At 68.6% G+C, this 13,297-nt stretch carries 11 protein-coding genes; 7 read left to right on the top strand and 4 right to left on the bottom strand.

Annotated elements, in window-relative coordinates; genetic code table 11:
- The first annotated feature begins 15 nt into the window (after positions 1-15).
- The 3 genes from cysE (at position 16) to MZTS_RS13130 (ending at position 1,879) form a co-directional block, all read left to right on the top strand.
- A complete protein-coding gene (cysE, locus tag MZTS_RS13140; protein WP_192284182.1) occupies positions 16-876 on the top strand; it encodes a serine O-acetyltransferase in 861 nt (286 codons plus the stop codon).
- 255 nt (positions 877-1,131) lie between these two features.
- Positions 1,132-1,347, top strand: coding sequence for a DUF3126 family protein (locus MZTS_RS13135; RefSeq protein WP_017485459.1), 216 nt, complete (start codon positions 1,132-1,134; stop codon positions 1,345-1,347).
- 202 nt (positions 1,348-1,549) lie between these two features.
- Positions 1,550-1,879: a DUF6949 family protein gene (locus MZTS_RS13130; protein ID WP_192284181.1), complete on the top strand. Its 330-nt coding sequence runs from the start codon at positions 1,550-1,552 to the stop codon at positions 1,877-1,879.
- A 145-nt stretch (positions 1,880-2,024) separates the two neighbouring features.
- On the opposite strand, the gene MZTS_RS13125 is transcribed toward MZTS_RS13130, so the two are convergent.
- The gene (locus MZTS_RS13125; protein ID WP_192284180.1) at positions 2,025-2,657 is read right to left on the bottom strand and encodes a S24 family peptidase; all 633 of its coding nucleotides are present in this window, start codon (positions 2,655-2,657) and stop codon (positions 2,025-2,027) included.
- A 290-nt stretch (positions 2,658-2,947) separates the two neighbouring features.
- On the opposite strand from MZTS_RS13125, the gene MZTS_RS13120 reads away from it, so the two are divergent.
- From MZTS_RS13120 to MZTS_RS13105, 4 genes are all read left to right on the top strand, one after another.
- The gene (locus MZTS_RS13120) at positions 2,948-3,310 is read left to right on the top strand and encodes a DUF952 domain-containing protein (protein ID WP_009861617.1); all 363 of its coding nucleotides are present in this window, start codon (positions 2,948-2,950) and stop codon (positions 3,308-3,310) included.
- Positions 3,307-4,395 carry a quinone-dependent dihydroorotate dehydrogenase gene (locus MZTS_RS13115; protein ID WP_192284179.1) on the top strand — a complete coding sequence of 363 codons (1,089 nt, stop codon included), beginning with the start codon at positions 3,307-3,309 and terminating at the stop codon, positions 4,393-4,395. The genes MZTS_RS13120 and MZTS_RS13115 overlap by 4 nt, the downstream gene beginning before the upstream one ends.
- Before the next feature lie 308 nt (positions 4,396-4,703).
- The gene (locus tag MZTS_RS13110) at positions 4,704-7,046 is read left to right on the top strand and encodes an FdhF/YdeP family oxidoreductase (RefSeq protein ID WP_192284178.1); all 2,343 of its coding nucleotides are present in this window, start codon (positions 4,704-4,706) and stop codon (positions 7,044-7,046) included.
- Entirely contained in the window at positions 7,043-7,345 is a 303-nt protein-coding gene (locus tag MZTS_RS13105) for a hypothetical protein (RefSeq protein WP_192284177.1), read from the top strand. Before MZTS_RS13110 ends, MZTS_RS13105 begins: the two co-directional genes overlap by 4 nt.
- A gap of 9 nt (positions 7,346-7,354) precedes the next feature.
- On the opposite strand, the gene MZTS_RS25220 is transcribed toward MZTS_RS13105, so the two are convergent.
- The 3 genes from MZTS_RS25220 to MZTS_RS13080 form a co-directional block, all read right to left on the bottom strand.
- Positions 7,355-9,697, bottom strand: coding sequence for a PAS domain-containing sensor histidine kinase (locus tag MZTS_RS25220; protein ID WP_246482106.1), 2,343 nt, complete (start codon positions 9,695-9,697; stop codon positions 7,355-7,357).
- Positions 9,698-10,069: 372 nt separating this feature from the next.
- A complete protein-coding gene (locus tag MZTS_RS13085) occupies positions 10,070-12,208 on the bottom strand; it encodes a TonB-dependent receptor (RefSeq protein ID WP_192284176.1) in 2,139 nt (712 codons plus the stop codon).
- A 155-nt stretch (positions 12,209-12,363) separates the two neighbouring features.
- The coding region (locus MZTS_RS13080) for an FtsK/SpoIIIE domain-containing protein (RefSeq protein ID WP_192284175.1) at positions 12,364-13,297 on the bottom strand (934 nt) is incomplete at its 5' end.

The raw sequence follows: 13,297 nt of genomic DNA, 5'->3' as shown, positions 1-13,297 counted from the left end.
GTCGAGGAGGAATGCATGTCCGCCAGCCCGTCGCTCAGCCCGGCCTCCGGGCGCGAGGTGATCGCCGGCATCGTCGACCCGCTCTGGACGCGCGTGCGCACCGAGGCGGAAACGGTGCTGCGCGACGAGCCGCAACTCGCCTCGTTCTTCGTCGCTACGATCCTCAACCATCCGACTCTGGAAGCGGCGGTATCCCACCGGGTCGCCGCCCGCCTCGGGCACGGATCGCTGCCGACGGAACTCGTCGCCCACGGCTTTCACGAGGCGTTGCAGGACGATCCCCGCATCGGCCAGAGCATGCGCGCCGACATCCTGGCGGTGATGGACCGCGACCCGGCGACGACGCGGGCGATCGAACCGCTGCTCTATTTCAAGGGCTTCCACGCCCTCCAGGCACACCGTCTGGCCCATTGGTACTGGGGCCAGGGCCGGCGTGACCTCGCCCTCTACCTCCAGAGCCGGTCCTCGGAAGTGTTCCAGACCGACATCCATCCGGCGGCCCGGATCGGGCGCGGCGTGTTCCTCGATCACGCCACCGGTGTCGTGGTCGGCTCCACTGCGGTGATCGAGGACGACGTCTCGATCCTGCACGCGGTGACGCTCGGCGGCACCGGCAAGCATGGCGGCGACCGCCATCCCAAGATCCGCCGCGGCGTGATGATCGGTGCGGGCGCCAAGATCCTCGGCAATATCGAGGTCGGGGCCTGCGCCCGGGTCGCGGCGGGCTCTGTCGTGCTTCGGCCGGTGCCGCCGCACACCACCGTCGTCGGGGTGCCGGCCCGCGTCGTCGGCGCTGCCGGCTGCGCCGAGCCCGCCCGCTCGATGGATCAACTCGTGGCGATGAGCGAGTTCGTCGACATCGCCGGCGGCATCTGATCCGGCCTCCGCTTGATCGGAGCGGGTTGCGTCTCAGCCTGCCCGCGCGGCGTGTGAGCGAAGCCCAAATCCGCCCTCCCGAAGGGATCGAACGGATTGGTATGAGGCGCCGCGAACAGGCGCATCACGTCCTGCGGGCGGGTTGCTTGCCCTCCCGCGACGTGGCAAGCCGCCCACCACCATCCGAAGCCCCATCTGCGCTGCTGCCGGGACCGCCCGTTCCGGCACGTGGCGCCTCGCAAGAAGGTTGACGGCGTGACCAAGACCGAAGTCGCCAAGCTGCAGGATTATCTGCGCCGCAAATTCGCCAACGCCAATATCCGCGTTGTCGCGATGAAGACCGGCGATTCCGCCGAGGTGTTCATCGGCGACGAATCGATCGGCGTGCTTGCCGACGACAAGGAGGACGGCGACGATTCCTTCACCTTCCGCATGGCGATCCTCGACATCGATCTCGAAGAAGACGCCTGAACCTACGACGTCGCCCCGAAGGACTGATGCCGGCCTTCGGGGACGCGTGGTAAGCGGCCCCAATCCTTCGCTCCGCTCTCAGCGCCGCTCCGGGCCCGAAGCCTGTGGGCGGCGTTAATGTTAACGAAACCTATTCCTTAACAAGGCGTAAACGATCGGCCAGGATGTGCGTCTCTTCCTGAAAAGGAGCGTCGAGCGCGTCATGAGCCTGAGCCCGTCTTCCCTCGAATCGATCCAGGCGCTCATCGTCGGCCTCGCTCTGGCGGGGTTGCTCGCGAGCGCCTTCGAGTTCGCCACGAACCGTCGGGCGAGCTTCCACCTGCTGGAGGCCGGGGGCGTCTCGGCCATCGCCGCCCTGCCAATGCTGGTTTTCGGCGCGCCCTTCATCATCCTGCGCAACACCCTGCGCGGGCGGCGTTTCGAACGGCGGCCGATCCCCTTCGTGATGATCGCCACGATGATCGCCTGCGGCTGGAGTCTCCTCTCGGGCCAGATCGCCCTGGGCATGGCTCACAGGCTGGCGGGGCTCTGAGCGCCTGCTTGCCTCCAGAAGGCAGGCTCGCAGGTATTTTTCCATCCTACCCACGACCTCGTCCTGAGGTGCCGCGGGCGGGATCAACTCCGTCGATCACATCAAACAGCCTCCGAGGCTTACGCTCGGACCGAAGGGCATGGAACTACTGCCGCACCCACATCACCCGGGCCATCCAGGCGACCTCGGCGAGCGGCACCGTCCGGTCCTCGTGATCAGGGTTGAGGGAGGCCAGCTCGATGGTGCGGGCGGTGCGGCGGCGCAGCTCCTTGGCCACGACCTCGCCACTGCTGAGCCGGACGACGATGCGATCCCCCTTGCGGATGCTGGCATTGGGCGCGACGATCAGCACGTCACCGTCGCGGTAGAGCGGCAACATCGAATCCCCCTGAACCTCAAGGGCGAAGGCCCGGTCCCCGCCGAGATCGGGAAACTCGATCTCCTCCCAGCCAGGGCCGCCGGTCGGCATGCCCTCGTCGGTGAACAGGCGGCCCGAACCGGCCTGGGTCATGCCGATCAGCGGCACCATGGTCCGCGGCGGACCCTCGTGAGAATCCACCAAGCGCAGGAAGTCGTCGAGGCCGGCGCCGGTCGCGGCGAGCACCTTGGCGATCGATTCGGTCGAGGGCCAGCGCTTGCGCCCGTCGGGCCCGACCCGCTTGGAGCGGTTGAAGCTGGTGGCATCGAGCCCCGCCCGCCGGGCAAGCCCGGAGGCGGAATAGCCGTAACGCTCGGCCAAGCGGTCGATGGCGGTCCAGATCTGCTCGTGCGACAGCATCGCAGCCTCGGCCCGGGGCATGCGCCGTGGAGACATACGGCCTAAAAATAGGAAACTAGAACTCGCCCGGCCCGAACGCAATCGGAGCATCCGGGACGAGGCATGTCGCATCGGAGCAGTCCCGGCCCGCCCCCCTCGCCGCCGGCCGGCCCGCCGCAGGGGCGGTTGCCGTGTCGGAGGGCGCCCTCTAAGCATCGCCCGAAAGATGTGCGACGTCTCGCAGGCATCGATGCAAAGGCCGAGCGTGCCGCGGGCGAAAAGCCGCCACGACGAGCCCCCACGGAGAGCGGATGGCCCTCGTCTACAAGATCTGCCCACGGCCCCTCTGGCAGGAAGCGCAGGCGCTCGGCCGCTTCATCGGCGCGCCGGTCGACCGGGCCGACGGCTTCATCCATTTCTCGACCGCCGGGCAGGTGGCCGAGACCGCCGCCCGCCACTTCGCCGGCCAGGACGACCTGTTGCTCGTCGCGGTCGAGGCCGAGGCCCTCGGGGAGGCCCTGCGCTTCGAGCCGTCACGCGGCGGGGCACCGTTCCCGCATCTCTACGGCGAGCTGCCCCTGAGCGCCGTACGCTCCGTGGTCGATCTGCCCCTCGGGACGGACGGGCGCCACGTCTTCCCGCACTCCCTCCCGGCGAAGGTCGGACAGGCATGATCGACGCCCTCGTCCCCGCGGCCTTTCCCCTGGCGCGGCCGCTGCTGCACCGGCTCGACGCCGAAACCGCCCACGACCTCACCCTGCGCGGGCTGGCTCTGCTGCCGCCGCACCGCCCGCCGCCGGACGAGGCGAGCCTCGCGGTCGAAGCCTTCGGTCTCCGCTTCCCCAACCCGGTCGGCCTCGCCGCCGGCTTCGACAAGGGCGCGCGGGTGGCGGACGCGCTTCTCGGCCTCGGCTTCGGCTTTGTCGAGGTCGGCGGGGTGGTGCCGCGGCCGCAGCCCGGCAACCCGCGCCCGCGGGTGTTTCGGCTTCCCCGCGACCGAGCGGTGATCAACCGGTTCGGTCTCAACAGCGAGGGGCTCGACGTGGTGGCCGGGCGGCTCGAGGCCCGCGCCGGCCGGGGCGGACTCGTCGGCGTGAACATCGGCGCCAACAAGGAATCGCAGGATCGGCTCGCCGATTACGTCGCCTGCACCGCGCGCCTCGCGCCCCATGTCGCCTTCATCACCGTCAACGTCTCGTCCCCGAACACCCCGGGCCTGCGCGACCTTCAGGGCGAAGCCTTCCTCGACGATCTCCTCGCCCGCGTGGTCGCCGCCCGCGACGCGAGCGGGTCGCGCGCCGCGGTGCTGCTCAAGATCGCCCCCGACATCGCCCTGGACGGCCTCGACGCCATGACCGCCACGGCGCTCCGGCGGGGCATCCAGGGGCTCGTCGTCTCGAACACCACCATCGCCCGGCCCGCGAGCCTCGCCGAAGCGGCCCTGGCCAGGGAAACCGGCGGCCTGTCCGGCCGTCCGCTGTTCGGCCCCTCGACGCGCCTCCTCGCCGAGACCTTCCTGCGGGTCGGCGACCGCATTCCCCTGATCGGTGTCGGCGGCGTCGATTCGGCGGAGGCCGCCTGGGCCAAGATCCGGGCCGGCGCCCGCCTCGTCCAGCTCTATTCCGCCCTGGTCTACGAGGGGCCGGGGCTGGTCGGCGCGATCAAGCGGGGATTGTCCGGGAAGCTGAAGGCGGAGGGACTGACGGGTCTCGCCCCGGTCGTCGGACGGGATGCGGCCTCGCTCGCGCGGAGCGCCTGAATCCGATTGCCGCAAGAATTTTTGCCTCAGGAACTTTGATGCAATGCACCAAAGTTCCTGAAGCCGATCCCCCGCCTCATCGTCCCAATAAGGCTCGAGCCATTCCAGAAACGGGCATCTTCTGGAATCAAGCTAAGGTGGCGTGCACACCACGAATGCCTCCCCCTTCGCCGGCCGCTCATCAACTCGCGGCTGCGAGATGTTATTTCCCGGTCACGACACCTGAGACCGCCCGCCCGCCAGCGGGATGAGGCGGCGGATACAGGGTGTCGCAGGCAGTCTCCACAAAGCGAAGACCGGGCTCTCCGATGGACCGTTCGCAAAGCGTACCCAAGCGCTCTTCCGCCGCGGGCGGTTGGGGCGCCCTGAAGAGCTGCGGCAAGCACCTGCTGAGCAGCCGCGCGCCCTTGTCCGGCGCCCGGGCCCTGCTCTCCGCCAACCAGCCGGACGGCTTCGATTGCCCCGGCTGTGCCTGGGGCGATCCGGCCCACGGCTCATCCTTCGAGTTCTGCGAGAACGGCGTGAAGGCGGTCTCCTGGGAGGCCACCGACAAGCGCGTGACACCGCGCTTCTTTGCCAAGCACACCGTCTCGGAGCTGCGCGGCTGGACCGACTACGCTCTGGAGAACGAGGGCCGCCTGACCCATCCGATGCGCTACGACGCCGCCAGCGACAGCTACCGCGCGGTGGAGTGGGAGGAGGCCTTCGCCGAGATCGGCGCGACTCTGCGCGGGCTCGACCATCCGGATCGCGTCGAGTTCTACACCTCCGGCCGCGCCTCCAACGAGGCCGCCTATCTCTACCAGCTGTTCGCCCGGGCCTACGGCACCAACAACTTCCCCGATTGCTCGAACATGTGCCACGAGGCGAGCGGCATCGCCCTGATCCAGGCCATCGGCATCGGCAAGGGCACGGTCCTGCTCGAGGATTTCGAGAAGGCGGACGCGATCTTCGTCGTCGGCCAGAATCCCGGCACCAACCATCCGCGCATGCTGGGCGATCTCCGCCGCGCCGCCGAGCGGGGTGCGCGGGTCGTGGTGCTGAACCCCGTGCGCGAGCGCGGCCTGGAACGCTTCGCCGATCCGCAGAACAGCGTCGAGATGCTGCGCGGTGCGAGCCGGCCGATCGCCAGCCATTATTATCAGCCCAAGCCCGGCGGCGACATGGCTGCCTTCCGCGGCATCGCCAAGGTCGTCTTCGCCCGGGACGCGGCGGCCCTCGCCGCTGGCAAGCCCTCGCTCCTCGACCACGCCTTCATCGCTTCGCATACCAGCGCCTTCGAGGATTACCGGTCCGCCGTGGAGGGGACGAGCTGGGAGGCGATCCTCGACCAGTCCGGCCTGACCCGGGACGAGATCGAGACCGCGGCCGAGGTCTATCTCGGCGCCGACAAGGTGATCGCGACCTGGGCGATGGGCGTGACCCAGCACCGCCACTCGGTGGCCACCATCCGCGAGATCGCCAACCTGCTGTTCCTGCGCGGCCATATCGGCCGGCCCGGCACCGGCCTCTGCCCGGTGCGCGGCCATTCCAACGTGCAGGGCGACCGCACGGTCGGCATCAACGAGAAGCCGCCCGTCGCCCTGCTGGAGGCGCTCGACCGCGAATTCGGCCTCACCGTGCCGCGCAGGCACGGCCACAACGTGCTCGGCGCCATCGGCGCGATGCTCGACGGCTCGGCCAAGGCCTTCATCGGGCTCGGCGGCAACTTCGTCCGCGCCACGCCCGACACCCGGCTGGTGGAGAAGGCACTCTCCGGCTGCGAACTCACCGTCCACATCGCGACGAAGCTCAACCACTCCCATCTCGTGCCGGGCAAGGTCGCCTACGTGTTGCCCTGCCTCGGCCGCACCGAGATCGACCGCAACAGCCGGGGCAAGGTGCAGATCGTGACCGTCGAGGATTCGATGAGCATGGTCCACGGCTCGGGCGGCATCAACAAGCCGGCCTCGCCGCATCTGCGCTCGGAGATCGGCATCATCGCCGGCATGGCGGCGGCGACCGTCGGCTCGGATCGGATCGACTGGGCGGCGCTGGCCGACGATTACGACCGGATCCGCGACCTGATCGAGCGGACGATTCCCGGCTTCTCCGACTTCAACAGCCGAGTCCGCCGCCCGCGCGGCTTCATGCTGCGCAACCTCGCCGCCGAGCGGGTGTTCGAGACGGCGACCGGCCGGGCCGGCTTCTCCAGCGGTCCGCTTCCGGTCGCCACCGAGCACCAGCGCGCCAGCAGCCTCGACAACACCTTCGTGCTGCAGACCTTCCGCAGCCACGACCAGTACAACACCACGATCTACGGCCTCGACGACCGCTATCGCGGCGTCTACGGCGAGCGGCGGGTGGTGTTCGCCCATCCCGACGACCTCGCCGAGCTGAAGGCGCGGGCAGGTGAGCGGGTCGACCTCGTCTGCGTCCACGCCGAGGACGGCGTCGAGCGGGTGGCCGAGGATTTCCGCCTCGTCCCCTTCGACATGCCGCGGGGCTCGCTGGCGGGCTATTACCCGGAACTCAACGTGCTGGTGCCGCTCTCGGCCTTCGGCGAGTTCTCGGATACCCCGACCTCGAAATCGGTGCTGGTTCAGGTGCGTCCCCGCGCCAACGCCGGCAAGGCCAAGGATATGGGCAAGGATATGGGCAAGGCCGCATGAGCGAGCCTCCCGCCGACGCCGAGACCTTCCTCGCCGCCACCGACACCATCGCGGCCCTGCGGCCGGAGCTGAACTTGCTGGAGGCCGGCATCCTCGCCGGCCTGCATCTCGGGCTGGCGAGCGACAGCCGCAGCTTCGCCCGTGTCTTCGGCGTCGAGCACGCCCTGGTGCTGCGCGCGGTGGAGGCCCTTGCCAGCGCGGCGCTTCTCACCGTGACCGCGCGCGACGCACGCACCCAGCGAACCCGCTACGAGGCGAGCCAGGCCGGCAGCGCGATGCTGACGGCGCTGGCGGCCTGAAGCCTCCGATCACGCTTCGTCCCTTTCCCGCGCGCGCGCGCCGAGGGGCATGTCGATCGAGCAGAACAGGCGCGTCTCGCCGAGTTCGTAGCGGGTCTTGGCATCGAGCACGTAAGGCATCGCCCGCTCGATCAGTTCGCGTCCGTAGCCGCGCCGGGTCGGATTCTGCTCCTCCCGCGCGTGGCTGATGCCGTCCTCGACCCATTCCAGCAGCAAACGCTCCTCCTCCCCTTGGCCGGGTTCGGCGTGCCACGTCACGGAGAGGCGGCCATGCGCGGTGGTCAGGGCACCGTGCTTGCGAGCATTGGTGGCGAGTTCATGCAGGGCCAGGGCAAGGGTCTGCACCGAGGCCTTGCGCAGGCGCACCGGCGGGCCACTCAAAAATATCCGTTCGGCGAAGTCGTCGATGCCGAGGGCATTCAGCTCGGTCTGGATCAGGGCTTGCAGGGTGATCGGCTCCTGCTCGGAGCGCGACAGCAGGCCCTGGACCCGGGAGAGGGCCGCCAGCCGGTCGCTGAACTGCTCGCGGAAGCGCGTGGTCGGCCCGGTCTGCACCATGGTCTGATGCGCGATGGAGCGCACCACACCGAGAAGGTTGCGGGTGCGGTGCTGCAGCTCGGCGACGAGCACGGCCTGACGCTCCTGCAGTTCATGCAGGTCGTGGATGTCCATGGCCGCGCCGATCCACTGGGTGAGCTGCCCCTCCGCATCAACGATCGGCGCTTGGCGCACGAGAAACCAGCGATATTGCCCGTCGGCGCGGCGGATACGCTGCTGCACCTCGATCGATTGCCGCTTCCCGCGCCCGGTCTCGAAGGCATCGCGTGCCTTGGCCCGGTCGTCGGGATGGATGGCTTCGAGCCATCCGCCGCCCTGCGACTGCGCGAGGGTCTGGCCGGTATAGGTGAGCCAGGGCTCATTGGCGGAGTTGTGCTGGCCGCTGACATCGGAGCGCCACAGCAGGACGGGGATGAGGCTCGCCAGGGCGCGGAAGCGGTCCTCGCTCTCGCGCAAGGCAGCCTGGGCGATCTCGTCGCGCAGCCGCAGGACTTCTTCCTGCGCCGCCTTCCAGGCCGAAATATCCTTGGTGGTGGTCGCCACCCCATCGCCAAGTTTCACGGCGGATTGGAAGAACCAGCCGCTGAACTGCTCGTGGTCGTAGCGGCGCTCGGCGATCGAGGGCAGCCCTGTCTCCGTGACCTGCTTGAAGGCATCGAAGATTCCTTCCTGCTCCACGCCGGGATTGCGTTCGAGCAAGCTTTCCCCGCGCACCTCCCCATACCTGCTCTCGGAGGTATGATTGTTGAGAAGCCAACGGAAATCGACGATCTCACCAGCCTCGTCCCGCACGGCCTCGAAGACCTGGATCATGTCCATGGAGCTGTCCATGGTCGCCTGGAGCAGGTCGCGGCTCGCCTGCAGTTCGGCCGTCCGCTCCCTCACCTGCCGCTCCAGTTCGGCGCGGAAACGGTCCTCGCTCTCCCGCAACGCCGCCTCGGCGTCCTTGCGCTCGGTCACATCGCTGGCGGTGCCGAACCACTCGACGATCTCGCCATCCAGCCCGACCATCGGAACAGCCCGCGAGAAGGTCCAGCCGATGCTGCCATCCGCGCAGCGAACCCGATGCTCGAGTTCGAACAGGGATCTGGTCCGCTTCGCCTCGGCGATGACGGCGTTCACCACACCTCGATCCTCGGGCAGGATGTAGCGGTCGGCCCAGCTCTCGCACGGCTCCACCACATCGGCCAGGAAGCCCCGACCGATGAGTTCGTGCATCTGCCGCCAATCCGGGCTCATGCGATAGACCGACGAGGTTCCGGCCGTGACGAGGGCGCGGTAGCGCGCCTCGCTCTCGCGCAGCGCACGCTCCGACAGCACCCGGGCGGTGGTTTCGACGAGAGTGACGAGAATGCCCGCGATCTGCCCGAGATCGTCACGCAAGGGGCTGTAGGTCAGCGTGAACCACGCATCCTCCAGGCTGCCCGAGCGGGTGATGGGATAGAGCCCATCCTCGAAGGTGCAGGTTTCGCCGGCCCAGACCCGCCGGTAGATCGGTTCGTTGATGTGCCAGACCTCGGGCCAGCATTCGCGGGACGGCTGCCCCAGGCCGTCCGGGTGCTTCAGCCCCATCAGATCGCGGTAACCGTCGTTGTAGATCTGCGTGAGCTGCTCCCCCCACAGAGCGATCATCGGGAAGCCGCAGCTGAGAAGCAGGCTGATCGTGGCTCTCAGGCATGGCGGCCACGTCTCGATCGGGCCCAGGCCCGTCGCCGTCCAGTCAAAGGCGCAGATCCGGTCGGCCATGTCGCCGCCGACCGGCCACGCGGCAGATGGAGCGCCGCTGCCATCCATCCTGCACCTTCGCATCTGCATGGTGCCATGTTCCGAGCGGAACGTGGCGAGGAGAATTCGGCAAGAGAAACGGCGGGGGCCGCTCGCCGGGACGGAAGCCCTACGGGATTCGACCGAGCTCCGGCATAGATTCCGTATTCACATATCCTGATCGATTTATGGCTTTGCCTGAACAGCACTCGATGACGCCGGAGCACAGCAATTCATCTCACATCAAATATCAATTCTCCGCTATGAAGTTTGTTATACTCGATCCTGCCTTTTAGGGCAGGCTCCGACGCCGGAAGGTGCATCGAGGGCCCGGCAAAACTCCCGGTCACCGGCCGCTCTCATTCCGGGCGCGACGATGCGGCGGCTTTTTGAAAGAGACATTCAGAACCGCGCGGTCAGGAACAGCCGCACATTGCGCCCGGGGAGCACCACCTCGTCCTTGCGGAAGGAGGCGGCGTTGCGGATCACGTCGTCGAGCAGGTTCGTCCCGCGCAGGCCCAGCGTGACCTCGCTCACGCCGTACACGGCCGGATCGAGCGGGCGGCGATAGGCAATCTCGGCCTTCAGGTCGTTGTAGCCGGGTGTCGGCGTTTCCAGCGGCGCGGTCTGTGTCTGCGCGAAGGCATGGAGCAGGCTGATCTGCGCGGTCCAGCCATCCGCCCGCAGGAACACGCCGCCGCCGACGCGGTGCGGCGGGATGCGCGGCACGAAGCTGCCGTCGTCAAACTGGGCGCGGACGAAATCGTATTGAGCCGAGAGGCCGGCGAAGCCATCGCCGACTGGCACAAGGTCGATTTGGCCGCTGATCTCGGCGCCGGTGAAGGTGGCGCCGGCCTGCGAATAGACGACCTGCCGCAGATCTCCACCGCCGATGCCGCAGCTGTCGAAGGTATCGCCGCAGGTGAAGCCGGTCAGGCGCTTGTAGACGAAGCCGGTATAGCGCGTGACATAGCCGGTGGCATCGAGGCGGAAGGGGCCCTCCCCCCGGCGAAAGGCGAGTTCGACGGTGCGGGCACGCTCCAGCCTGAGGTTCGGGTCACCGATCTCGAAGGTGGCGGAGGCCTCGTGCGGGCCGCGGGAGAACAGTTCGGGCGAGGTCGGCGCACGCTCCACATAGGAACCCGTGAGGCTGGCGACGAAGCCGTGGGACAGATCCTGCAGCGCTCCGAAGCTCGCGCTCTTCGGGGCGAAACGGCGGGTGCGGCGCGACTCGACCGGTTCGTCACCGGGCCCCTCGGGCAGGAAGTCGGCCGGGAACAGCGCCTGGGTGCCCGCGACGCGGTTGCCCTCGATCCGGCCCGCCGCCTGGAGCCGCAGGCCACCGCCGAGCGCCAGTTCCTCGAACAGGTAGGCCGCCTGGACCCGGGTGTCGGTGGGGCGCAGCAGGCCGCCCTCCGCTCCCGAGATGCGCAGCGTGCGGCGCTCCGCCTGGAAGCCGAACTGTCCGCTCAATGTGCCGAAGGCGGTCTCGACCGGCACGTGGTCGAGCTCGATCCGGCCCTCGGCGGCGCGGTTGTTGAAGACCGCCGCGATCTCCTCGACGCCGCTCGGTGCGGTGCCGAACTCGTTGTGCCGGTAGTTCGAGCCGCCCGCCCAGAACCGGATCGCGGCGACCGGCCCGTCCAGCGGCCGGATCTCGCCCCGAGCCTGCAGCTTGTCCTGGGTCGGGTCGAGGCGCGTGCGCTGCGCGGCGGATCCGATGCCGGGGATGCCGTAGACGGAATCGAAATGGCTGAACGAAAGCCCGACGAAGCCGCGCTCGAACAGATAGGAGGCGCCGATGGCGCCGCCCTGCGACCGGTTGAAGGAGTTGCGCTGGATCCCGAGCGGGGTGTCGTAATCGTCCGCCGCACTCTTGAACGCATCCGCGTGGACCGCGACGTTGCCGTGGCCAGCATCGACCGTGGCGGCGACGTTGCGGCCGTTATCGACCGCCGAAAGGCCGGTGGTGACTCGCCCGGCGACGCCGCCGGCGGGAATGGCGGTCGGAATGCGGTTGTTCTCGACGGAGACCACGCCGCCCACCGCCTGCGATCCGTAGCGCAGCCCGGCCGGCCCCCGGATCACCTCGATGCGGTCGTTGATCAGCGGATTGATCGGCACCGCGTGATCCTCGCCGAGATCGGACATGTCCTGCACCCCGGTCCCGTTTTCGAGGATGCGGACGCGATGGTTGTCGAGGCCGCGAACGATCGGCCGCGAGGCGGAGCCCGGCGCGAAGGTGGTGGCGGAGAGCCCCGGCTTGTCGAACAGAGCTTCCCCGAGGGAGGTCGGCTGCGCGCGGGCCAGCTCGCTCCCCGTCACGACGGTGACCGTCGCGAAGCGGTCCGCCACCACCGGCAGGATACCGTCCGGCGGGGCCGCGCCGCCTGCCGCCGCCTCGCCGAACCGCCGCGCGGGCTTATCGGAGGTCACGCTGATCTCGTCCAGGGACATCTCTTCGGCTTGGACCGGTGCCGTCAGCAGGCCGACGACGCCAAGCCCGCCCCAGCGGCGAAGCCCATAGCGCATTCTCGACATAAAACCTCGCACTCTGAATTATAGCTGATGCTATACTCAAGGCTGCGATGCGCGTCGAGTCGCTGCAACGCTGCGGACATGGCTCGCCGAAACGCAGAAGCGCGCCGCCCTCGGTGAGAGGACGACGCGCTCAGAGGCTTTCGCGGTGAGGCGGATCAGTAATCCTGCGCTTCGGGCTCCACCAGAATCTCGCGCTTGCCGGCATGGTTGGCGGGGCCGACCAGCCCTTCTGTCTCCATCCGCTCCATCAGCGAGGCGGCACGGTTGTAGCCGATCTGAAGCCGGCGCTGGATGTAGCTGGTCGAGGCCTTCTTATCGCGCAGCACCACGGCCACGGCCTGCTCGTAGAGGTCGCCCGCCTCGCCGCCGCCGAACTGCCCGGCATCGAAGACCGGACCGTCCGCAACTGCCGCAGAACTGCCCGGGATCTCGCCTTCGTCCGCCGTGACCGCCTCGAGATAGGAGGGCCGGCCCTGGCGCTTGAGATGGGCGACCACGCTCTCGACTTCCGAGTCCGAGCAGAACGGCCCGTGCACGCGCGTCGTGCGCCCGCCGCCGGCCATGAACAGCATGTCGCCCTGGCCCAGAAGCTGCTCGGCGCCCATCTCGCCCAGGATCGTGCGCGAATCGATCTTGCTCGTCACCTGGAAGGAGATCCGGGTCGGGAAGTTCGCCTTGATCGTGCCGGTGATGACGTCGACCGAGGGACGCTGCGTCGCCATGATCAGGTGGATGCCGGCGGCACGCGCCATCTGGGCGAGACGCTGGATCGCGCCCTCGATGTCCTTGCCCGCCACCATCATCAGGTCGGCCATCTCGTCGACCACGATCACGATGTAGGGCAGCGGATTGAGGTCCATGACCTCGTCCTCGTAGACCGCCTCGCCGGTGGTGCGGTCGAAGCCGGTCTGCACCGTCCGGGTCAGCACCTCGCCGCGGGAGCGCGCCTCCTCGAGGCGGGCGTTGAAGCCGTCGATGTTGCGCACACCGACCTTGGACATCTTCTTGTAGCGCTCCTCCATCTCGCGCACCGCCCATTTGAGGGCGATCACCGCCTTCTTCGGGTCGGTGACGACGGGGGAGAGCAGG

Origin of the sequence: Methylorubrum zatmanii, from assembly GCF_014845115.1 — a bacterium.
Taxonomy (GTDB): domain Bacteria; phylum Pseudomonadota; class Alphaproteobacteria; order Rhizobiales; family Beijerinckiaceae; genus Methylobacterium; species Methylobacterium zatmanii.
The sequence above is the reverse complement of the archived record's forward strand: the minus strand, read 5'-3'. Positions and strand labels throughout refer to the sequence as shown.

Coding starts and splice junctions, on each gene's coding strand:
- MZTS_RS13110 (WP_192284178.1), top strand. CDS start 4,704: ATGGACCGTTCGCAAAGCGTACCCAAGCGCTCTTCCGCCGCGGGCGGT.
- MZTS_RS25220 (WP_246482106.1), bottom strand. CDS start 9,697: ATGGATGGCAGCGGCGCTCCATCTGCCGCGTGGCCGGTCGGCGGCGAC.
- MZTS_RS13115 (WP_192284179.1), top strand. CDS start 3,307: ATGATCGACGCCCTCGTCCCCGCGGCCTTTCCCCTGGCGCGGCCGCTG.
- MZTS_RS13125 (WP_192284180.1), bottom strand. CDS start 2,657: ATGCTGTCGCACGAGCAGATCTGGACCGCCATCGACCGCTTGGCCGAG.
- MZTS_RS13105 (WP_192284177.1), top strand. CDS start 7,043: ATGAGCGAGCCTCCCGCCGACGCCGAGACCTTCCTCGCCGCCACCGAC.
- MZTS_RS13120 (WP_009861617.1), top strand. CDS start 2,948: ATGGCCCTCGTCTACAAGATCTGCCCACGGCCCCTCTGGCAGGAAGCG.
- cysE (WP_192284182.1), top strand. CDS start 16: ATGTCCGCCAGCCCGTCGCTCAGCCCGGCCTCCGGGCGCGAGGTGATC.
- MZTS_RS13130 (WP_192284181.1), top strand. CDS start 1,550: ATGAGCCTGAGCCCGTCTTCCCTCGAATCGATCCAGGCGCTCATCGTC.
- MZTS_RS13085 (WP_192284176.1), bottom strand. CDS start 12,208: ATGTCGAGAATGCGCTATGGGCTTCGCCGCTGGGGCGGGCTTGGCGTC.